This window comes from Parvularcula bermudensis HTCC2503, assembly GCF_000152825.2.
Classification (GTDB): domain Bacteria; phylum Pseudomonadota; class Alphaproteobacteria; order Caulobacterales; family Parvularculaceae; genus Parvularcula; species Parvularcula bermudensis.
In genome coordinates this window covers 2,747,358-2,767,918 of sequence record NC_014414.1, presented here as the reverse complement: position 1 = coordinate 2,767,918, position 20,561 = coordinate 2,747,358, and the positions used below count along the sequence as shown (strand labels likewise).

Sequence of the window (20,561 nt, the reverse complement as noted above, 5' to 3'; positions counted from 1 at the left end):
GAAGATGACCGACCAGATCAGCCTTCGGCAATTGCGCTATTTTACGGCGCTTTCGCGATGCCGTAATTTTCGCAAGGCGGCGGCCGAGTGCGGTGTGAGCCAACCTTCTCTCAGTCAACAAATCAAAAATTTGGAGGAACGGTTAGGCCAGTCGCTGGTGGAACGATCGAGTAGTGCGGTCATCTTAACCCCCCTTGGCCGAGAGGTGGCGGCGGCAGCGGTGGAGCTCCTCGACCGGGTTCGCGCGCTTGAGGCACTGGCGGATCGGGGGCCCCTGACCGGCGTTCTGCGACTTGGGGTCAAGCCAACCCTTGGGCCGTATCTGTTGCCGCAGGTCATCCGCCATCTGCATAAAAGTTATCCGGATTTGGGCTTGGTGGTTCAGGAGGCCCTGCCCTTGAACTTAGAACGTGAATTGATCGAAGGCGGACACGATCTTGCCTTGCTCCAACTTCCGGTCAGTTCACCGGACCTTTCCACCATGCGGCTATTCCGCGAACCGGTCTTTCTGGCTGTCGCGGCAGATCACCCCTTGGCGCGGAAAAAAACTTTCGGTCCACCGGATTTGCAAGGCGTGGATGTGTTGACCCTCAGTCCACGCCACCATTTGCACGACCAAGTGATGCGCCTTTGCGAGGAAAGCGGGGCCCGTCTGCGCCGTGACTATGAAGGCACAAGCCTTGATGCGCTTCGTCAAATGGCGGGGATGGGGTTGGGCGCAACCTTCCTTCCCGCCCTCTATGTCCAGTCGGAGATTCGAAGGGATGCGGATGTGCGGATCCTCAAGCCGGCGCGGCGACCGATGTTCCGTTCCATCGCGCTGGCTTGGCGGAAAGGGGCAGGGCTCGACGCAGCCGTTAACGCCATCGCAGAAGGCATAATGCTGGCCGTCAAGGAAGCTCCCGACCTGATTATCGAGCGATAACCCTCAGTATGATGGCAAAAAGATGGGGGGAGAGGGCCCCACAAGTTGATAGGAAAATCCTATCGTATCTAGCCTTCGCTATAGGTCTGACTATATGCACATTGCAATGCAGCAAAGGAGATAGTCATGCCTCACCAGTCGCCAGTCTCTGATCGGTCATTCTACAGACCACGCCTCTGCGCCCTGATCGTCGCCGCGTTCTCCACCGTTGGTCCGGCGGTTGCGGCGGAGTCGAGCAGCAATGTCGAGGTGGCTGTCACCGAACCCCGCTCAGTTGTCGGCCCTTTCCATCACACGATGCGCCGATCCGTTTCCTCCGACCGCGTGGTAAGCGACGGCGGCGAACATCGTGAAGGCATGGGGATGGCAAGGGGCCCATTTCATCATACCGCGAAGAGAATGGCGGTATCGGGGGGGGGAGCCAATTTGCTCGACTATTTCAAACCTAGGTAATATTCAGCCTCATTTTTCGTCCGCCTCAGTACTTGTTATCATCCGGCCCGGTGGGTCGGATGAGGAGTGACGTTCCATTATGTCGATGGCCTCTTCTCCTCTCCCCAGTGCAGCTCAGGTGTTGAGGCTTCTCGTGGAGACCCTCGCGCCGGAGCGGCAATTTCTCGGTTTGGCGATTGTTTACGGAATTGGCATCAGCCTATTGTCACTTGCCACGCCTGTTGCCGTACAGATTCTCATCAACACTGTCGCGCATACCGGCTTGACGACACCGCTGATCGTCTTAAGCGTCACTTTGTTTGGACTACTATTAGCATCAGGTCTACTCAGTGCCCTTCGTATTCATTTGATGGAAGTATTCGGGCGGCGTCTTTATGCTCGATTGGTTGCCGAAATTTCCTTGAAAGCCGTCTACGCCCGGGACCCATTCTTCGCGGATAGTGGCCGGGGGCCGCTCTTCAATCGCTATTTTGATATCATCACGGTACAGAAGAATATTCCGATCCTCTTTATCGGGGGGTTCACAGTGTTATTGCAGGTGATGGTCGGGTTTTTGTTGGTCTCCTTCTATCATCACCTTTTCATGATTTTCTCATTGGTCATTATCGGATTGATCTGGCTGATTTGGCTAATCTGGGGGCGGGGAGCGATCCAGACGGCGGTCGCCCAATCCCAGGCCAAGCATCGCTCTGCTGCATGGTTGGAGGGGCTGGCATCCTCGAATGGGTTCTACAAATCTGAACGGCATATCGCTCAGGCGTTAAAAGGGACCGATCAGGTGACGGCGACATATGTCGAGACTCACAAGCGCCATTTCCGTCGTCATTTTTCGCAGACCCTGGCCTTTTTTCTTCTTTATGCGGCGGCGAGCGCGATTCTGCTCGGTCTTGGGGGGTGGCTCGTAATCGACGGACAATTGACCCTCGGTCAATTGGTGGCGGCAGAACTCGTGCTCAGCGCCGCCTTCTTCGGGGTCTCCCAGCTCGGCACCTATCTCGGTTATTTCTACGACCTTTGCGCGTCGGTCGAAGAACTCTCTCTCTTCGATGGAGTGGAGCAGGAACGGCCCGTCGGCCAAAATACGATCCAGTCGGAAGATAGTAGCCTCAGCTTTCGCAATGTCGTCGGGCAAGTGCGGACACATACCGTGACGTTCAATCTGGAACTCCCGGGTAATATCTTCGTCCAAGGACGGGCGGAGGATTACGGCACCCAGCGGTTTTTCACAGGATTATTGAAACGCTTTATCGATCCCAAAGGGGGGGCGATGACCCTGGGAGGGCAAGATGTGACGTCGATTGATGTTCACGACCTCCGTCGGGCGGTCGTGGTACTTGACCGGCCGAACGTCATTGAAACGACGATACGGAATTATTTGACCTTAAGCCTTCAGGCACCAGATTCGCGCAAGATCCTTGAGGTTCTGCGTATCGTGGGGCTGGACGATGTGGTGGCCGACCTGCCAGATGGTTTAGATACGGAGCTTGCCACGACCGGATGGCCTCTGTCGACGGCGGAAATGATGCAGCTCAAACTGGCCGCGACCTTGTTAGGGCAACCATTGGTCCTATGCCTCAGCCAACTCTTCGACATGATGCCGCTCGAAACCTTGCTGACGGCGATCGCTCATTACAAGGAAACCACCGGCGGGACCGTCGTTTACTTCACGAACCGGGGTCATTCTCTCGGGGCGGATCGTTATCTTGTGCTTGGGAGATATCATCAATCGGTCCTTGCCCAGTGGGAAGACTATATTCGCGAATCCCCACGCTCCTTGTCTGCCCTCAGTGTCGCTGAAACGCAGAAAACCGCTCTATCCGGGGGGGCGCTATAAGTCATGGTCCTTGATCATTCGCATCAGTCCTATTTCACAACTCTCCAGTCCCTCCGTCCCCCCAAGGTGATGAGTGTCGTCGCATTACTGTTAGTGGTGGGGGTCGCGGCAGCGACGGCCTTCGCGATTTTGGTCCCTTGGGTGCAAACAACCGCCGGTCCCGGCATCGTGACCACACTTGACCCGGAGGAACGCTCGCAGGAATTGAGCGCCCTTGTCGCGGGCCGTATCGATCAATGGTATGTCCGCGAAGGAGATCGGGTTGCGGCGGGTGACCCCATTGTGTCCATCGTCGATAATGATCCGCGCTTGCTGGAACGTCGGGCACAGGAGAAGGATGAGGCCATTGCCGAGGTGCGGGCGGCTGAGGCGGCCCTTCGGTCCGCCGAACGAGACCTTGCCCGTACAGAAAGTCTGGAAGGGGAGGGGTTAGCAGCGCCGCGGGATGTTGATTCGGGGATCATCCGCCTCCAGGAACTTCGCGCCCAAATGGCGTCGGCCCGTGCCCGTTTGGCGCGCCTGGACGTCGACATTTCCCGCCAATCCGCCGGAGAAGTGACGGCCCCGCGGGATGGCACTGTGCTGGAATTGACCGGGGGCGACCGGGCGACCTACGTTACCGCTGGTCAACGATTGGCGCTATTCCAGCCCGATCCGACGGCCCGAGCCGTCGCCCTTCTGATCAATGGACGAGACGTTCCGCTCGTTCAGCCGGGCGCGGATGTCCGTCTTGAGTTCGAGGGATTTCCCGCTCTCCAATTCACCGGATGGCCAGGTCTGCCTACGGGGACCTTCGAAGGGGTCGTCGTCAGTGTCGATCCCGCAGCCCAACCCGACGGGCGATTTCGGGTTCTGGTGGCCGAGCCTGACGATCCCGAACGGGCGTGGCCTGACGACCGGTTCGTCCGTCTTGGATCGACTGCGCGCGGCTGGATCCTTTTGGAAACAGTCAGTGTGGGGTACGAAGTTTGGCGACAATTGAACGATTTCCCGCCACGCTATACGACTGCCGGAGGAACCGCGCGATGAAGGTACTCATAGCGTCTCTTTCGGGGCTGGTCTTTCTCGGGGTCGCGGCTGCTCAAGCCCCGCCTGCCCTGATGCCCGATGAAGTGCTCGCGGCCTCGGCGGCACATTCCCCCGCCATCCAGGCGGCTGAGGCGGACCGGCGGGCCGCGGCGACCTTGCGGATGAGCGCCAGAGGGGCGTTTGATCCTGTCCTGTCAGCAGAAGGACGATATCGGGCCTCGGGCACTTACGACGGCCGCGTCATCGAAACGCAGGTTACGCAACCGCTGGGTCCTTTTGGGGCGGAGGTTTACGGGCGGTACCGCGTGTCCGGTGGGGATTTTCCTATTTACGAAGATGAGGCGTTTACGAATGAAGCGGGCGAAATCAAGGCGGGCCTTCTGATCTCTCTATTGAAGGACCGTGCAATTGATGAACGGCGCTGGGCGCTTAATGATGCGCGACTCGCCGAACGTGAGGCGGATTTGGCGGCCCTGCTGGCCACGGTGTCGGTCCAGCAACGGGCCCTTTCGCGCTATTGGGAGTGGCTGGCGGCGGGGGAGGTTTTGTCGGTCTACCGAGATCAATTGGCGATCGCCGAAAGGCGCACGGACGCGCTGGAACGGCAGGTGGCCGGCGGCGCGGTGCCATCGATCATCCTGACAGAGAATGATCAAGTTTTGGCCCGTCGCCGGGGGTTGGTCGCTGAGGCGAGGGCACGCTTCACCGAGGCTGCGGCAAGATTGTCCGTATTTTATCGTGATGAAAGGGGCAGCCCCGTGACCGTTGCGGCGGATCGTCTTCCCGCGCGCTGGCCGATCCAATCCCTAGCACCCGCTCAACCAAATGAGGGCCCCCTCCCTGAGGTGGCGCTCTTGGAGGCGCAACTCGCCAGAGCGCTTGGGCTTGTGCTGGTCAAGGACAATGCGCTCCGCCCCCGGCTTGATGTGAAAGTAGAGCTGGGTAGCGATCTTGGTCCGTTGGGGGAGGGCGGCATCTCTCGCGACGAGCCGGAGGCGATTGTGGGGATGACCTTCTCCGTTCCCCTCGGTCAGCGGACGGCGCGGGCCGATCTTGAACGTCAAATCGCCAAAGCAGAGCGGCTTCGCCAGTTAACGCGGTTAACCCGAGATCAGCTCAATGCCGAACTCCTGTCCCTCCGCGCGCGGTTGGAGGGGGCCGAGGCGGCCGTCGGTTTCGCCGAGGCCGAAGTGCAGACCGCCACGCGCATGCGGGAGGCTGAACAGCGGCGGTTCGAGGCCGGGGCGAGTGACTTTTTCCGTCTCAATTTGCGGGACGATGCGGCGGCGTCGGCCCAAATCCGCTTAGTCGAAGCGCGCCTCGCTTTCGTCTTGGCGCAAGCGGCTTATGATGCGGCCAGGGTCAATCTCACCGCCTTCGGGCTCGACCCCCGATCATAAATGTATCCCATATCCCCCCGGCTGAGGACGGCGATCGGCTTTGCGCCAACGCAAGGATCGCGGGGTCGAGGAGGGGTAGAAGAAGAAGGTGTCTACTCTCGATCCTTCTGCGCCGATCACCGTTCATATCGTCGAAGACGATTGTGCGGTCCGTCACGCGCTTGGCCTCGTCCTCTCGGCCGAGGGGTACAATGTCCGGGCCTGGGCCGATGGGGAGAGTTTTCTTGCCGGGGAGACGGCAGCCTCAACGGATATCGTCCTTCTGGACCTTGGCTTGCCGGGGATCGACGGGGTCTCTGTCGCCCGGACCCTTCGGCAACGTCATGGGGCGATCAGAATTGCCGTCCTTTCCGGTCTTAGGGGGCGTGCCTATCTGACATGCGTTGACTCGATCAAACCGGATCTTGCGCTGCGTAAACCCGTCGGTGGGGAGAGCCTTTCAGCCGCATTGGCAATGATGATCGGGAGTCGCTCTCCGCATCCATAAGCAATTTCCCTTACGCAACTGCCCCGATAGTGGCGGGTGGTGAAAATCGGCATGACCCTTCTGGCAGAAGGAGCATGACATGACTGGGGATAGCCGCCGCTTTGCCAAGCGGGAAACCATTTTCGCGCCGGGAGAGGCTGATGGAGACCTCCCCAAACTCATTTCGGGTGCGGTGATTCTTTACACGCTGTTCGAAGACGGTCGTCGTCAGGTGCTCGATTTGGCCGGTCCTGGGGATTTCCTCCATTTCGATCTTGAGGGCGCCGTCGACCATTATGCCGAAGCACTGATGCCCAGTGAGGTCGCCTATATTCCGGGACCGGCATTATTGCAGGATACCGATGGCGCGGCTTTCATGGTCGAGCAGATGCGCGATCGACTGGCGATCGAGCGGCGTCACCTGACGCTTCTTTCCTACAAATCCGCCATGGATCGGCTCGAAGCTTTCGTAAAGCTCGCTGCGGATTGTCTGGGCCATGATGGCGCGCGGGTCGATTTACCGCTGACGCGGCAGCAGATTGCCGACTTTACCGGGCTCACCCTCGAGACGGTCAGCCGTACGTTTGCCCAGTGGGAACGCGATGCGGTTTTGACTAAAATTGAGGGGCAGACCTACCTCATGGGGGCGGCGCTCGCCGCCTAGGACCGTTTTGGTTCAATCGGAGAGGAAAACATCTCCAGGTCTTTGTCTTATCGCCTTTCTCTTTACGCGAGCCGGTTTCCATTTCGCTTGGAAGAGCTCTAGGCTTTCACGGTCGACATTACCTCATCCCTCATCGCGCGGCCGGTGCCTTCGGGCACCGCCCGGTGACAACGGTTCAGCAGGCCACCGGGTTGGCTTTCCCCCTCACCAATTCCTCTGCGTGGGTGACCATGACGATGACCTTATCCGCCTGATGGTCGAGGAGCCGACCGAGAATACGTCGCGCCTGTGCCTGATCCAGATGTTCTCCCGGCTCATCGAGAAGGAGCACCGGCTTGGGGCTTAGATAAGCGCGGGCGAGGGCAATCCGGCGGGCCTCGCCTAATGAGATTGTCTCCTGCCCCAGGTGAGTCTCAAGGCCTCGATCTTCAAACCGCTGGTCAAGCTCGACGGCCTTCACGGCGGACCAAAGGGCCTCGTCCGGTTGATCACTGAGCAGGGCATCGCGCAGGGTGCCTGTGAGAACCGCGGCATCGTGGAGGCTCAGGTGACAATGAGGGCCAAGGGCTTGCGGCAGACCCAGATCATCAGAAGACGGTAGCCATCCAGCAAGGCGCTTGAGCAGCGTGGTCTTTCCGCAGCCGGAGGGGCCGACCAACGCGACCGGATGTCCAGGGGTGGCCCTGAAGGAAACGGTCCCGCCGAGGGCGCGACCCGCCGGATCGATCAGGGGCAAGTTGGTCACCTCCAGCTGGGTCGGCGGCGTGCCTTTTTGCACCGCCGGCATGGCCTCGGTGGTCCAGTAGGAAAGCCTGCCCCGGGCCTGCCGCGCCTCGCGCCGCGCCGCGTCGGCCCGCGCAAGGGGGAACATCACCTCCCCGAAACTGAGCGCGGCAAAGGCGGCGAGCACAGCGGGGACGGCCTGCTCACCCAACTCGCCGGTCAGGGCCGCAAGGCTCAATATGGTGAGGCAAGCAAGAGGGCCAAAGACAGACAATATGCGCTCGGCAAGACCGTTCAGCATCCGGGCCGCCGTCAGATCCCGTTCTGCCTGTCGAGCAATCGCCAAGCTCTCGCCCAGCCGGGCGCGGCGTTCCCGCCCCCCTTCGAGGGGGACCGCACTGGCAAGCTTTTGTCCTACATCGTGGCCGAAGGCGCGGCGTCGCTGAGCACCCCGGTCCATCAATGTCGCGGCCTTTGCGCTGAGGACGAGAGAGGCAAGGCAAAGGCCGCCGCTGACCACCGCCAGGGCGGGAAGGGCGAGCGGCACGGTGAGAAGGGTAAGGCCAATGACGAAGAGGGCCCCGATCACACCGGCGAGGGCCGGCAACAAGCTGCGTAGACGGACGAAATCGACGGATTCGACATCGGTGAGAAAGGTTTCCAGGCGATCGGTTCTGGCCAATTGCCATCCCTCCTGGCGAGGGGCCTTGGCCTCAGCCATCTGCGCAAAAAGCCGTTGTCGATGGGCGTTCTGATCGCTGAGGGCGGCGACGTGACCGGTCAGGCGCTCGCCATATTTTCCGCCGGTGCGCAGCAGGGCCAAAAGACGAACGAGGGCGGCGGGAAAGTGGAAGTTATACGCAAAGGCCGCGGGGCCAAGCCCGGCGAGGGCCACGGCGGCGAGGAACCAGGCCGAGACCCCCACCAGGGCGACACTGGACAAGGCCGTAACGGCGGCAAACAGCGCGGCCAAACGCCATTGTGGGGGCAGGGATAAGGTCATGATCCAATCATTTCGGTCCGCGATGACAGCGTCACCTGGGTGACTGCCCGATGTGCCAGCACCGGGTCATGGGTGGCGACAATCACAAGGCGCCGGCGACTTAATTGCGAAAGCAGCTCGCGAATGGTTTGAGCCGAGATCCGGTCGAGTTTGGCTGTGGGTTCGTCGGCGAACAAAATGCCGTCTTCGGTCGTGGCCGCCCGTCCAAGGGCCAGTCGCATCCGCTGCCCCCCCGACAGATCGGCGCCGCCTGAAGCGATGATCGTATCGAGGCCCTGGGCAAAGCGGGGATCCTCCTCAAATCCAAGAGAGGAGAACAGCGCCCCGTCTTCGCCGAGAAAGGCGCCAATCCGACCGCCCGGAAGCCACGCCTCAGCCGATATCCATGCCTGCGGGCGCCGGGAGGAAAAGACTTGCCCCGCCCGGCTCGCATCGACCCCGGCGAGCGCCCGCAAAATTTGCGTCTTCCCCGCCCCCGAGGGGCCGACGATCGCGACCAGCCCTGTTTCCGGTAAGGTTATATCCTGTACCCGGCCAATATGGGACAGGCGAAGGCCCCTGGTGCTCTCATGTCCTGCGGGGAGGCGGGGATCGGCGAAGCTCTTTGCTTCAAAGAGGGGGTCAAGGGCGGCAAGGCTCGCCGCCCCTTCGGCGGCGCTGTGATAGACTTCGGAAAACCGCCGCAACGGCGCGAAGACTTCAGGCGCCAGGACCAAGAGGGACAGGCTGGTTGCGAGGCCATGGCCGGTAAATCCCGGCAGGTCCGCCAGTCCAAGATGTCCAAGGCCCAGGAATACGGCAAGAATTGCAATACTCAGGGAGCTGAAAAAATCCAAGATCCCGGAATTCAAGAAAGCCACGCGGAGGAGCGAGCGGGTGCGCCGCATATGATCGTCAAGATATTCTGCAAGATGCGCCGCTTCCCGATCGACGGCATCACTCGCAATGAGCGTGGGAAGGCACCGGATGCGATCCGCAAAGGCACCGGAAAGCCGTTGAAGAGCGGTTTCTTGCTCAGTGGCCTTCTCTTTGGTCAGTTTCCCGACGAGGATGAAGAAAATGACCATCACCGGCATTGCAACTAGCAGGAGTAACGCCGCCTGCCAGGAAAACACGGCCATGCCGCCAAGCGCCATCAGCATCCCCGCCGCGCTCATAGCCTTGGCGTTCTTGATGCTGACGATAGCAGCGGCGGCGCTGGAGGGTTGACGGGTGAGGCGCCCGACCAAATCGCCGGGGGCAATCTTGGTTACCTCGGTGACCGCGGCACTGCCGGTGAAGCGCTCAAACCAGTCGAGCACGAGATCGGCGGCGTGCTGCTCTGTGCGGGTTGTGACGACGTCCGAAAGGGCACCGGCAATAAAAGCCGTGAGGAGACACAGCGGGAAAGCAATCAGCGCCGCCATGGGCATTTCTTGGTCCATCACCATCCCCGCGGCGAGGAAGGCAAGACTGAGCGCCGTGCCAAGACGCCCAGCTTGAGCGGTCAGACCAAGGCCAAAAGCGGCGCGTCGACCGTTTGCGGTCGCTGTGGTGAGAGCGGCTTCGGCCGGGCCGAGGGGGGAGGAACGGGGCATGAACTATGAGGTGAAGAACGGCCGGATCGCGGGAAGCGATCCGACCAAAGATCAAAAGGTGCGGCCGACGCCAAGACCGACCACAAAGGGGTCGAGATCGACATCGACGGTGTTGACCAGCGCCCCGGTCGTCAGGGTCGCTGTGGTGTCGATCTGGATGTATTTGACATCGGCATTGACCATCCACGTATCGTTGATGGGCATGTCGACCCCAACCTGCAGAGCAAGACCGAAACTGTCGTCAAGCTCGATCTTGGTATCGCCAACCGCATCGGTAAGGGAATCCGACGCATCTTCGTTGTAGAACAGTGTATAGTTCAATCCCGCACCGACATAGGGCTTGATCCCGTTCGCGAGGGGGAAATGATATTGCACTGTCACGGTCGGGGGCAGCGCCCACACATCGGCCACTTTCCCGAGCCCTTCGAGGTCACCGGTGCCTTCAAGATCGTGGGGGCTGGTGGCCAGGATCAACTCAGCCGCGATACGATCGGTGAAGAAGTAGGTGAAGTCGAGTTCGGGAACATAGGCATTCTCGACCTCAACCGACCCGTCGGGGAATGCCGGTTCGACACCCGACGTTTCTTCCGTCGGCAAGACGCCGATCAGTCGCCCACGGACCAGAAGGTCCCCCGGCTCCGCAGCGGCGGCGATCGTGGTGAAAGAGGAACTCACGGCGAGGGCGGCGAGCAAGGTTGTTGTACGCATCTTAGCGCTCCATCACAGAAGGTGTGAGAGCATCTGCGCCGTTGTCCCTTGGGTGTCCTTGCGTTCGCGCAAAGATCGCAGCGGCGAAAAATTCCACAAGCGCATGAGTGTTGGAGGATTCTATGCCCGATCCGTTGATCGTCGATCTATCGCGCCTGCAATTTGCCCTTACGGCGATGTACCACTTCCTTTTCGTGCCCCTAACCCTTGGGCTGTCGATTCTCGTCGCGATGATGGAGACCGTCTATGTCATGACCGGTCGCCAGATCTGGCGGGAGATGACCAAATTCTGGGGGATCCTGTTCGGTATCAACTTCGCCCTTGGGGTCGCAACCGGGATCACGATGGAATTTCAGTTCGGCATGAACTGGGCGTTCTACAGTCACTATGTCGGCGACGTCTTCGGCGCCCCCCTGGCGATCGAAGGCTTGATGGCCTTCTTCCTCGAGGCGACCTTTATTGGGCTCTTCTTCTTTGGATGGGACCGTATGGGCGCTAAGCAGCATTTGGGCGTGACCTGGCTGATGGCGCTGGGCACGAACTTTTCGGCCCTGTGGATCCTGATCGCCAATGGCTGGATGCAGAACCCGGTCGGGTCTGCCTTCAACCCGGAGACCATGCGCATGGAGGTGACGGACTTCATGGCGGTTCTCTTCAACCCCGTGGCTCAGGCAAAGTTCGTGCACACGGTATCCGCTGGCTATGTCACTGGGGCGGTCTTTGTCTTGGCCATTTCCGCCTGGTATATGCTGAAAGGGCGCCACATAGCCTTGGCCCAGCGTAGTTTCGCCATTGCGGCGGCCTTCGGGGTGGCGAGCAGCCTCTCGGTGATCGTCCTTGGTGACGAGAGCGGCTACGCCGTGACCGACCACCAAAAGATGAAACTCGCCGCGATGGAAGCCATGTGGCACACGGAGGAGGCGCCGGCGTCCTTCACCCTGATCGGTCTTCCTGATCAGGAGCTGCGTGAAACCCGGTTCGGTGTGCATGTTCCTTGGGTGATGGGGATCATCGGCACCCGTAGTCTTGATACGGAAATTCCCGGTATTTTCGAGCTTGTGGATACGGCTGAGGCGCGCATACGGAATGGGCTGATCGCTTATGAAGCGCTTGAGGCGTACAAGGCGGACCGCAGCGACGAAGTGGCCCTCGCCCAGTTCATGGAAACCCGTGACGATCTCGGCTACGCGCAATTGCTGCGGCGGTACGTTGTAGATCCTGTGACCGCCGATGATGAGACGATCCGCCAGGCCGCCTGGTCGACCGTCCCCTCTGTCCCCGCCGCCTTCTTCAGCTTCCGGATCATGGTTCTGGCGGGCTTTGTGCTTCTCTTGGTGTTCGGGATTTCCGCTTACTATACCACTAAGGAGGCGGTGCCCCCCAAATGGGTGTTGACCGCCGCGCTGTTCTCCCTTCCGGTCCCATGGATCGCTGCGGAAATGGGCTGGTTTCTTGCCGAATTCGGCCGTCAGCCCTGGGTCATTGAGGGGGTGTTGCCCACCTTCCTTGCGGCCTCGACCCTCACACTGACGGATATCGTCATTACAATTGCCGGGTTCACGCTGGTCTATGGCATTCTCGCCTTCATCGAAGTCAAATTGATGATTGCCGCCGTTCAGAAAGGGCCGGGCCTAATCGACGAAATCGATGACCTGGTGCCCGGCCTGGGAGAGACCAAAACCTCCGGCCCCCAAACGGCGCCTGCGGAATAATCCGAGCTATTATTAAAGGACCAAGTTATGGAATTCTTGTTCGATTATGCCACGCTCAGGGTGATCTGGTGGGCGCTTCTGGGGATCCTCCTCATTGGCTTCGCCGTCACCGATGGGTTCGATATGGGGGCGGCGGGCCTGTTGCCGCTCGTCGCCCGGTCCGACAGCGAGCGGCGGGTCGTCATCAACACGGTCGGCCCAGTCTGGGAAGGCAACCAGGTATGGTTCATTCTCGGCGGCGGGGCGATCTTCGCTGCTTGGCCGGCCCTCTATGCCCTCAGCTTTTCGGGCTTCTACCTGGCCATGTTCCTGGTGCTGTTCTTTCTTATTCTGCGCCCCGTGGCCTTCAAATATCGCTCGAAGCGGGCAGGGCAGGTCTGGCGCTCACGCTGGGATTGGGCGCTTACCCTATCGGGATTGGTGCCGCCGCTGATTTTCGGCGTGGCCGTCGGTAATGCACTGATCGGGGTTCCCTTTGTGTATGACGGTGATTTGCGCCCCGACTATCAGGGGGGGCTCTTTGGGCTCCTCAACCCGGCGGCGTTGTTCTGCGGCGTTCTATCGCTTGTCATGATCGCCGCTCATGGGGCCGCCTGGCTGCATCTCAAAGCGGACGAAGTGGTCGCCGAGCGGGCCCGCGTCATTGGCCAGTGGGGGGCGATCGGCTCGGCAATTCTGTTCGTCCTGGGCGGTGTCCTGGTCGCGATGGGCGGTCTTGGTGGCTATGCCGTGGTCGGTGGCGCTGATTGGCAGGCGGGCAGCTTCCCTCTTGCCAAAGAGGCAGTGACCGAGGCGGGCGCCTGGCTTGCCAATTACAATGCCGCGCCGATCCTTTGGATCGTGCCCGCCCTCGGTGTTCTTGGCTTCGCCGCCGCTTCCTTTGGATTTGCGGTCAAACATCAACGTCTGACGCTTGTGGCAACCGGGCTTGGGGTGGCCTCAGTCATCGCAACTGTGGGCGTTTCGATGTTTCCCTTCATCCTGCCCAGCACGGTAAATCCGTCCCATAGCTTGATGGTTTTCGACTCAAGCTCCAGCCAGGCGACCCTGCGGAACATGCTGATTGCCACGGTGATCTTTCTCCCGCTGATCCTGGCCTACACGGCCTGGGCCTATCGGGTCATGTCGGGACGGGTCACCACCGAGAGCCTGAAGACTGCGGACCACGCATACTGATCGCGATAAGGAGAGAACAAATGTGGTATTTCGCTTGGGCCCTCGGGCTCGGTTTCGCGGCGTTGGTCGGGATCCTCAACGCCATGTGGTTCGAATTGAAACGGACGCGCCAGGCCGATGGCACCGAGTCGGCTCCCATTCTCGGCCAAGAGCACTAAGCCTCGCGCCCTTCGCCTCGCTAACTCTTTCGGACACCGGCACAGCGGCCCTTCCCTGCGGAGGGCCGTTTTGCGTAGGGGACAATCCTCGCGGTCAGTATGACGCGTATCCTTTGGGCTATACCGTTTCTATATGCCCATTCAGTATTCGAGGACCAATCCGAGGGTGTTGCTATGTTCGCTCAATTTGATCCCCTGATCCTGGCGCGGATCCAGTTCGCCTTCACCGTTGCCTTCCACTTTATCTTCCCGGCCTTCTCCATTGGCCTTGCGAGCTATCTCGCTGTTCTGAACGCCCTCTATCTACGCACGAAAAAGGATGCTTATCTGAGACTCTTCAAGTTTTGGATTAAGATATTCGCGATCGCCTTCGCCATGGGCGTCGTCTCCGGCATCACGATGAGTTATCAATTCGGGACGAATTGGTCGGTCTTCAGCGACAAGGCCGGTCCGGTGATTGGCCCCCTCATGGCCTATGAGGTGCTGACCGCCTTTTTCCTCGAAGCAGGTTTTCTTGGCATAATGCTCTTCGGTCGGGAGCGGGTGGGGGCAACCCTGCATATGATCGCCTGTCTGATGGTGGCCATCGGAACGGCGATTTCCGCCACCTGGATTCTCTCCGTGAATAGCTGGATGCACACCCCCACCGGCTATACGATCAACGATGCCGGGCAATTCATCCCGGTCAATTGGCTGGAGATCATCTTCAACCCAAGCTTCCCTTACCGTTTGGCCCACACCTTGACGGCGGCTTATCTCACCACCGCCTTCATCGTCGGCGGGGTCGCGGCCTGGCATCTCCTCAAGGGGCGGGGCGGCAATGCGGGGGTGAAGACCATGTTCTCCATGGCCATGGGGATGGCGGCGGTTGTCGCGCCCCTGCAAATCTTCCTCGGCGACCTCCATGGTCTCAATACGCTCGACCATCAGCCGCAAAAAGTCATGGCCATGGAGGGGCATTATGAAAGCCACCCCGACGGTGCGCCGCTCTATCTGTTCGGCATCCCCGACGATGAGGAGCAAGAGCTGAAATATGCCGTCGGGATCCCTAAGCTGAGCTCGCTGATCCTCAAACATGAGTGGGATGCGCCGCTGGCGGGCCTTGATACGATCCCGGACGATGAGCAGCCGCCGGTGGCGATTGTCTTCTGGTCGTTCAGAATTATGGTGGCCCTTGGCTTTCTCATGCTCGGGGTGGGCCTTTTTGGCCTGTGGGCTCGGTTTCGTGGCACCCTTTACACCAATAAATGGCTTCACCGAGCGGCCCTCTATTCGAGTCCTTCGGGGCTCGTCGCCGTGATCGCCGGGTGGATTACCACCGAGGTGGGACGTCAACCTTACACGGTCTATGGGGTGCTCAGGACAAGCGAGTCGGTGAGTCCGTTGGATGCGCCGGCCGTGGGCACGTCGCTCCTCGCCTTCATCGTGATCTACTTCCTCGTTTTTGGGGCAGGGGTCTTCTACATTCTGCGCCTGATGGCCGCCGCGCCTCTCCCGAGTGAGCCTGGGGCCGAGGCGGCGCCGATCCGCACGGGCGGTATCGTCCCCGCTCCCCTTTTCGATCCCTATCCCCCTAGCGCCTCGGCGGAGTAAATCGTCATGGAAGTCAGCATTTGGCTCGCCCATTCCTGGGCCTTTCTCCTCGCCACCGCCGTTTTTATCTATGTCGTGCTCGACGGCTTCGATCTTGGGGTGGGGATCCTCTATCCGTTCTTTCCTGAGAAGAAGGATCGCGACCTGATGATGAACACGGTCGCGCCGGTTTGGGACGGGAACGAGACCTGGCTGGTGCTGGGGGGCGGGGGCTTATTCGCGGCCTTCCCCATGGCTTACGGCATCATCATGCCCGCCCTTTATGCGCCGATCATTGCCATGTTGCTGGCGCTGGTTTTTCGAGGGGTCGCCTTTGAATATCGGTGGCGGACCTTGCGCTGGAATCGCTATTGGGACCGTGCCTTCATCGGGGGATCGATCACCGCCGCCTTCGCCCAAGGGGTGACGCTTGGGGCCTGGCTTCAGGGCATTGAGGTCGATGGCCGCGCCTATGGGGGCGGGTGGTTCGATTGGTTGAGCCCGTTCTCTCTCCTCACCGGTGCGGCGGTGGTCATGGGATATGGATTACTGGGCGCGACCTGGCTCCTGATGAAAACCGAGGGGCCGGTTCACGACCGCGCGCGCTATCTCGCTTGGCGCTTTGCGGTGGCCACGATCGCCTTTATCGCGGTGGTGAGTTTCTTTACCCCCTTTGTGGAGAGCAGCTATTCGGATCGCTGGTTCGAAATGCCAGGCTTGATTTTGGCCGCGCCCGTTCCCCTCGCCGTGGCGGTCCTGACGTTCCTCTTATTCCAGTCGATCAATAGGCGACCCTATCATTACTCCCCCTTCGTTTTGAGCCTTGCGCTATTCGCCTTGTGCTTTGTGGGGCTTGGGGTCTCGGTTTATCCCTATATCGTCCCCACGGAAGTGACGATCCTCGATGCGGCGACCCCCTTTAAATCGCAGATTTTCATGTTTGTCGGCGCCGTGATCCTGATACCGATTATTCTTGCCTATACGGGATATGCCTATTGGGTGTTCCGTGGAAAGATCGATCCCGACGCCGGTTATCACTAAGGAGGCGACGAGATGCCAAGACCACTTTCAAAGGCGCTTTGGTTCGTTGCCCTTTGGGCCGGCGGGGTCGCTGTCGTCACCATTGTGGGGTACTCCATCCGCCTTCTTATTCTCTAATTGCGTCTTGGGCGCGGCCCCTCATCGCCAACGCGCGGGGGGGGCGATGCGGCACAGTTGGACGCGTCTCTGTTTCGCCTTGAGATGCCCCTCCCTTCGCAGATGCGAAGAGGGGTGGACAATCGTGCTAATATCTGGCACTTTGTGGAGTAGAGCAGTCGCTGATTGGGGCTACGCCCTGATCGGCTGAGATTGTGTCACGATGAGGAGGCGCAGACCATCGGATCGCTATCTCGTTTCTCTTTCGTCCTTTGGGGGGCACGGTCCCACATCATCGGGGCGACGGGAACAGGGTATCGATTTTGTGCTCGCCTTCTTGCGACAGCCAATGACGGGGTCGCCCCCGGCAAAGCTTATCGCGCTCACTCGCCCTCTCTGTGGGTGGGCACCTCTTGTTCTCCGAACAGGGACGATAATCCTCCCCTAGACTTGCCCGCTTGTCGATCGAACCTATGCGGAACGAAATCGGCTTGGCGATTTTTTCAAGGGGGAGGGAGCCATTTGCTTGCCGGTGCGTTGATCCTATCGGTGCATAAGGAGATTTCCCCCCAATGAAGCAGCAACTGAACGTCGTCAGAACCGCATCCTTGGGGGCAACCGCTTCTGCCCATCCGCAATTCGACACGGTGACGGTCCTTGGGGCCGGGGCCTGGGGTACCGCTCTGGCCATCGCCTTTGCCCGGGCGGGCCGTACCGTTCGTCTTTGGGGGCGTAATGCGGAGATGATGGGCGATATGGCGCGGTTACGGCGTAATATGGCCTATATCCCAGGTGTCCTTCTTCCCGATACGGTTATTCCGATCAGTGACCTTTCGGCGGCGGTTGATGGCGTCGACGCCGTCTTCATTGCCCTACCCTCAAAAGGGGTCGGAGCCATCGCCGACAAAATTGCCTCAGACGTAAAGCCGCTTGCACCCGTCATTTCCTGTGCCAAGGGGCTTGATCCAGAGACCGAGGAATTGTTGACCGACCGTATACAGAGCGCAATTCCGCAAGCGCGGGCGATGTTCCTCTCAGGGCCGAGCTTCGCCGCCGAAGTGGCGCGGGGGGAGCCGACCAGCGTTGTCATCGCCGGGGAGGGGGAGTTGGCGGCGGAAATGGCCGCAAGCCTCACTTCGGACAGCTTCCATGTCGAACCGGTCGAGGATCTTATCGGGGCGCAAATTGGCGGTATCATGAAGAACGTCATTGCGATCGCTTGCGGTGTCGCAGACGGGCTTGGGCATGGATCCAACACCCGCGCCTCGATCTTGGCCCGTGGCCTTGAAGAGGCGGCGTCCCTTGCTGATGCCCTGGGCGGCTCGGCCCATACGCTGTTGGGCGTCGCCGGGGCGGGGGATCTCGCCTTGGCCTGTACCGATCCCCAATCTCGGAATTATTCTTATGGTCGAGCGCTTGCCGATCCTGCGGCGCCCCTGACGGCGACGACTTTCGAGGGGGCTGACAGTGTGGCGAAGGTCTGCGCCGTGATGACGGCCCAAGGGGTGAGCGCGCCGATTGCCTGCGCGGTCGATGCCATGCTGAAGCGCGATCTGACGCCGGAGGCGATGGTCGCCTCTTTGTTCAGGTCCGTTACGGCGGCAAGGACACCTGAAGCAACTCAATAGGGGCTGCCATGACCGATCTTGCAGGTAAATCCACCATCCTCGCCACAGACCTCGACGGGACGTTCCTCGGCGGCGACGACGAACAGCGGCGGACCCTCTATGATTTTGTCGAGGCCAATCGCGATTGGCTGGGCCTTGTTTTCGTGACGGGGCGGGACCTTGAATTCATCAAAGAGATCACGGCCGCCGATGTCCCGACCCCCGATCTCATCATCGGGGATGTCGGCACCACGGTCGTCCAGGGCGACGGGCACGCGCCGGTCACCGCCGTCGAGGATTGGATCGACGAGAAATGGACAGGGGCCGACGAAATCGCCGCTCTTGCCAAGGCGCAGCCGTTCCTGAGGTTGCAGGATGTCTTTGGCGGCCGTCGGCTTTCCTACTTTTATGACGATGGCGATCGCGCCGAGGAGCTGGCCGAGGCCATTCGGGGCAAAGGGTTCGACGTCATCATTTCCGACGGAATCTATTTCGATGTCCTTCCCAAGGGGATCCAGAAAGGACCGACCCTGGAGCGCACCCTCGCCCATTATGATCTGCCGCGAGACGCGGTTCTCGTGGCTGGTGATACCTTGAACGACCTGTCTTTGTTTCACACGGGGCTTGATGGGGTCGTCGTCGGCAATGCCGAAGCCAAATTAAAAGAGGCTGTTCAGGGCCTTCAGAACGTTTACCATTCGCCCCATCACGGCGCGGGCGGTGTTCATGATGCCCTCCATCGGAAGATCAACGCGTAAAGGCGCGTAAGGAGACAATGTCGACCAAGTCAAAATCTGATCTCGTCATCCTTTATCATCGCCAACCCTATGAGGAGGTGGTGGAAAACGGACAAACCACCTTCAAAGAGAATAAAAGCCCTAATGGGATCGTCCCTACTCTTAAAGGGTTTTGCGCCTCGGCGGATAAGGGAACGTGGGTCGCCTGGAAGCAGGTGGCCCCGAAACAACAGTCAAAGTTTCAGCGGCGGGTGACGATCGAGGACGATTATGGCGACTATGATGTCGTCAGGCTGCCCCTCAGTGCCGATCAGGTGAAGTCATTCTATCATGTGACGTCGAAGGAGGCGTTTTGGCCGGTTCTGCACTCCTTTCCCTGGCTGTTCAGTTCGGAAAACTCCAATTGGGATACTTTCAGGGAGGTCAATCGGCTGTTCGCCGAGGCGGCGTGCGAAGAGGTGTCGGACGATGGGTTGATCTGGATCCACGATTATAATTTGTGGCTGGCCCCTTATTACATCCGCAAGATCAAGCCCGATACGAAGATCGCTTTCTTTCATCACACACCCTTTCCTTCTGCTGATATTTTCAATGTGCTTCCCTGGCGCGAGGAGATCGTCGACAGTCTTCTCTGTACGGATTTGTTGGGATTCCACATTCCGCGATATGCGGAGAATTTCTGTGGAGTGGCGCGGGCGCTGCGCGGTGTGGACCTTGCGGACCGGCTCGATGTTTTCCCGCCTTTGGTATCGTCGGGAATGGCGCTCTCAGAACCAACGGTGACCCCCTATATCGAACATAAGGGGCGCCGGATCGTGATTGATTCCCGTCCTATTGGGACCAACCCGCCGCTGATCCAGGATTATCTGTCACGCTTTGATGCCGGGGAACGTGTCGCGGAGATTCGTAGTGAGATCGGCGATCTGCATCTCATCATATCGGTTGGCCGCGTGGACTATACTAAGGGGGCTAAAGAGACACTTGAGGCTTTCGATAGACTTCTCTCTCGCCGACCGGAGCTGACCGGGAAGGTGAAGCTGATGATGGTCTGTGCCGCCGCGGCGCAGGGGATGACGATCTATCGGACCGCGCAGCGGGAGATCGAACGTCTCGTGGGCTCTATCAACGGCAAATACGGCACCCTTGGCTGGACGCCGATTATGCTCACCATGCGGCCTATTCCCTTCGAAGAATTGGTGAGTTATTTCCGGGTTGCCGATACCTGCTGGATCACGCCGGTTCGTGACGGGCTCAATCTTGTGGCCAAGGAATATATCGCCGCCAAGGAGGGAAGTTCCGGGGCGCTCGTCCTCTCCGAATTTGCGGGCGTCGCCGTCGAACTGCCGCAGGCCATTTTGACCAACCCCTATTCCGCCAACGATATGGACGCTGCCATCGATTGCGCTATCGATATGTCGGTGGAGGAGCGGAAGGAACGAATGAAGGCGCTCTACGAGACGGTGACGACTTGGGACATCCGGTTTTGGGCACAGCATGTGACTGGTTTGTTCGATGAATTGCGCGGCAAAAAGTCGACAAAGGCGACGACGGGGGCGGCCGAAGACGCGGCCTAATCAGTCCAGAGGGGCAGGAGCGCTGGCCCCCTCAGATGGCGCTCCCGCCAACAGCAAGAGAACCACGACGCGGCGACCGGCCCCCCGCTTGATCGAAAGCATTTCC

19 protein-coding genes are annotated in these 20,561 nt (G+C 59.9%); 16 read left to right on the top strand and 3 right to left on the bottom strand.

Translation table 11 applies throughout. The annotated features are described in order from the left end of the window. Nucleotides 1-4: 4 nt before the first annotated feature. The 7 genes from PB2503_RS12940 to PB2503_RS12915 all read left to right on the top strand — a co-directional run bounded on the left by PB2503_RS12940 (nucleotide 5) and on the right by PB2503_RS12915 (nucleotide 6,771). Nucleotides 5-925, top strand: a complete 921-nt coding sequence (locus PB2503_RS12940) for a hydrogen peroxide-inducible genes activator (RefSeq protein WP_013301711.1) — start codon at nucleotides 5-7, stop codon at nucleotides 923-925. Nucleotides 926-1,051: 126 nt separating this feature from the next. After that, nucleotides 1,052-1,378: a hypothetical protein gene (locus PB2503_RS14620; protein ID WP_013301710.1), complete on the top strand. Its 327-nt coding sequence runs from the start codon at nucleotides 1,052-1,054 to the stop codon at nucleotides 1,376-1,378. Nucleotides 1,379-1,457: 79 nt separating this feature from the next. Beyond that, a complete protein-coding gene (locus PB2503_RS12935; RefSeq protein ID WP_013301709.1) occupies nucleotides 1,458-3,212 on the top strand; it encodes an ABC transporter transmembrane domain-containing protein in 1,755 nt (584 codons plus the stop codon). A gap of 3 nt (nucleotides 3,213-3,215) precedes the next feature. Beyond that, a complete protein-coding gene (locus PB2503_RS12930; protein WP_013301708.1) occupies nucleotides 3,216-4,241 on the top strand; it encodes an efflux RND transporter periplasmic adaptor subunit in 1,026 nt (341 codons plus the stop codon). Then, nucleotides 4,238-5,641 (top strand): TolC family protein, encoded by a 1,404-nt coding sequence (locus tag PB2503_RS12925; RefSeq protein WP_013301707.1) that lies wholly within the window; start codon nucleotides 4,238-4,240, stop codon nucleotides 5,639-5,641. The genes PB2503_RS12930 and PB2503_RS12925 overlap by 4 nt, the downstream gene beginning before the upstream one ends. Before the next feature lie 88 nt (nucleotides 5,642-5,729). Beyond that, the gene (locus tag PB2503_RS12920; RefSeq protein ID WP_013301706.1) at nucleotides 5,730-6,128 is read left to right on the top strand and encodes a response regulator; all 399 of its coding nucleotides are present in this window, start codon (nucleotides 5,730-5,732) and stop codon (nucleotides 6,126-6,128) included. Between the two features lie 79 nt (nucleotides 6,129-6,207). Further along, nucleotides 6,208-6,771, top strand: a complete 564-nt coding sequence (locus tag PB2503_RS12915) for a Crp/Fnr family transcriptional regulator (RefSeq protein WP_013301705.1) — start codon at nucleotides 6,208-6,210, stop codon at nucleotides 6,769-6,771. A gap of 175 nt (nucleotides 6,772-6,946) precedes the next feature. On the opposite strand, the gene PB2503_RS12910 is transcribed toward PB2503_RS12915, so the two are convergent. Genes PB2503_RS12910 through PB2503_RS12900 form a run of 3 tightly spaced genes read right to left on the bottom strand, consistent with a single transcriptional unit; the run spans nucleotide 6,947 to nucleotide 10,782 of the window. Beyond that, the gene (locus tag PB2503_RS12910; RefSeq protein ID WP_013301704.1) at nucleotides 6,947-8,497 is read right to left on the bottom strand and encodes an ATP-binding cassette domain-containing protein; all 1,551 of its coding nucleotides are present in this window, start codon (nucleotides 8,495-8,497) and stop codon (nucleotides 6,947-6,949) included. Next, nucleotides 8,494-10,074, bottom strand: coding sequence for an ATP-binding cassette domain-containing protein (locus PB2503_RS12905; RefSeq protein ID WP_013301703.1), 1,581 nt, complete (start codon nucleotides 10,072-10,074; stop codon nucleotides 8,494-8,496). Before PB2503_RS12905 ends, PB2503_RS12910 begins: the two co-directional genes overlap by 4 nt. A 51-nt stretch (nucleotides 10,075-10,125) precedes the next feature. Then, nucleotides 10,126-10,782, bottom strand: coding sequence for an OmpW/AlkL family protein (locus tag PB2503_RS12900; RefSeq protein ID WP_013301702.1), 657 nt, complete (start codon nucleotides 10,780-10,782; stop codon nucleotides 10,126-10,128). A 122-nt stretch (nucleotides 10,783-10,904) separates the two neighbouring features. Here PB2503_RS12900 and PB2503_RS12895 point away from each other — a divergent pair, with 122 nt between their 5' ends. From PB2503_RS12895 to ggpS, 9 genes are all read left to right on the top strand, one after another. Continuing rightward, nucleotides 10,905-12,494, top strand: a complete 1,590-nt coding sequence (locus tag PB2503_RS12895) for a cytochrome ubiquinol oxidase subunit I (protein ID WP_013301701.1) — start codon at nucleotides 10,905-10,907, stop codon at nucleotides 12,492-12,494. A 27-nt stretch (nucleotides 12,495-12,521) separates the two neighbouring features. Further along, nucleotides 12,522-13,670, top strand: a complete 1,149-nt coding sequence (gene cydB, locus PB2503_RS12890) for a cytochrome d ubiquinol oxidase subunit II (RefSeq protein ID WP_013301700.1) — start codon at nucleotides 12,522-12,524, stop codon at nucleotides 13,668-13,670. 20 nt (nucleotides 13,671-13,690) lie between these two features. Then, nucleotides 13,691-13,828, top strand: coding sequence for a cytochrome bd-I oxidase subunit CydX (cydX, locus tag PB2503_RS14435; protein WP_013301699.1), 138 nt, complete (start codon nucleotides 13,691-13,693; stop codon nucleotides 13,826-13,828). Between the two features lie 174 nt (nucleotides 13,829-14,002). Further along, nucleotides 14,003-15,421 carry a cytochrome ubiquinol oxidase subunit I gene (locus tag PB2503_RS12880; RefSeq protein ID WP_013301698.1) on the top strand — a complete coding sequence of 473 codons (1,419 nt, stop codon included), beginning with the start codon at nucleotides 14,003-14,005 and terminating at the stop codon, nucleotides 15,419-15,421. Nucleotides 15,422-15,427: 6 nt separating this feature from the next. After that, nucleotides 15,428-16,441, top strand: a complete 1,014-nt coding sequence (gene cydB / locus PB2503_RS12875; RefSeq protein ID WP_013301697.1) for a cytochrome d ubiquinol oxidase subunit II — start codon at nucleotides 15,428-15,430, stop codon at nucleotides 16,439-16,441. A gap of 12 nt (nucleotides 16,442-16,453) precedes the next feature. Further along, nucleotides 16,454-16,558 (top strand): hypothetical protein, encoded by a 105-nt coding sequence (locus tag PB2503_RS14615; protein WP_013301696.1) that lies wholly within the window; start codon nucleotides 16,454-16,456, stop codon nucleotides 16,556-16,558. 551 nt (nucleotides 16,559-17,109) lie between these two features. Continuing rightward, nucleotides 17,110-18,165 carry an NAD(P)H-dependent glycerol-3-phosphate dehydrogenase gene (locus PB2503_RS12870; RefSeq protein ID WP_013301695.1) on the top strand — a complete coding sequence of 352 codons (1,056 nt, stop codon included), beginning with the start codon at nucleotides 17,110-17,112 and terminating at the stop codon, nucleotides 18,163-18,165. A gap of 8 nt (nucleotides 18,166-18,173) precedes the next feature. Then, entirely contained in the window at nucleotides 18,174-18,902 is a 729-nt protein-coding gene (locus tag PB2503_RS12865) for an HAD family hydrolase (protein ID WP_013301694.1), read from the top strand. A 17-nt stretch (nucleotides 18,903-18,919) separates the two neighbouring features. Further along, complete coding sequence (gene ggpS / locus PB2503_RS12860) at nucleotides 18,920-20,455, top strand: glucosylglycerol-phosphate synthase (RefSeq protein WP_013301693.1); 1,536 nt, start codon at nucleotides 18,920-18,922, stop codon at nucleotides 20,453-20,455. Nucleotides 20,456-20,561: the final 106 nt, after the last annotated feature.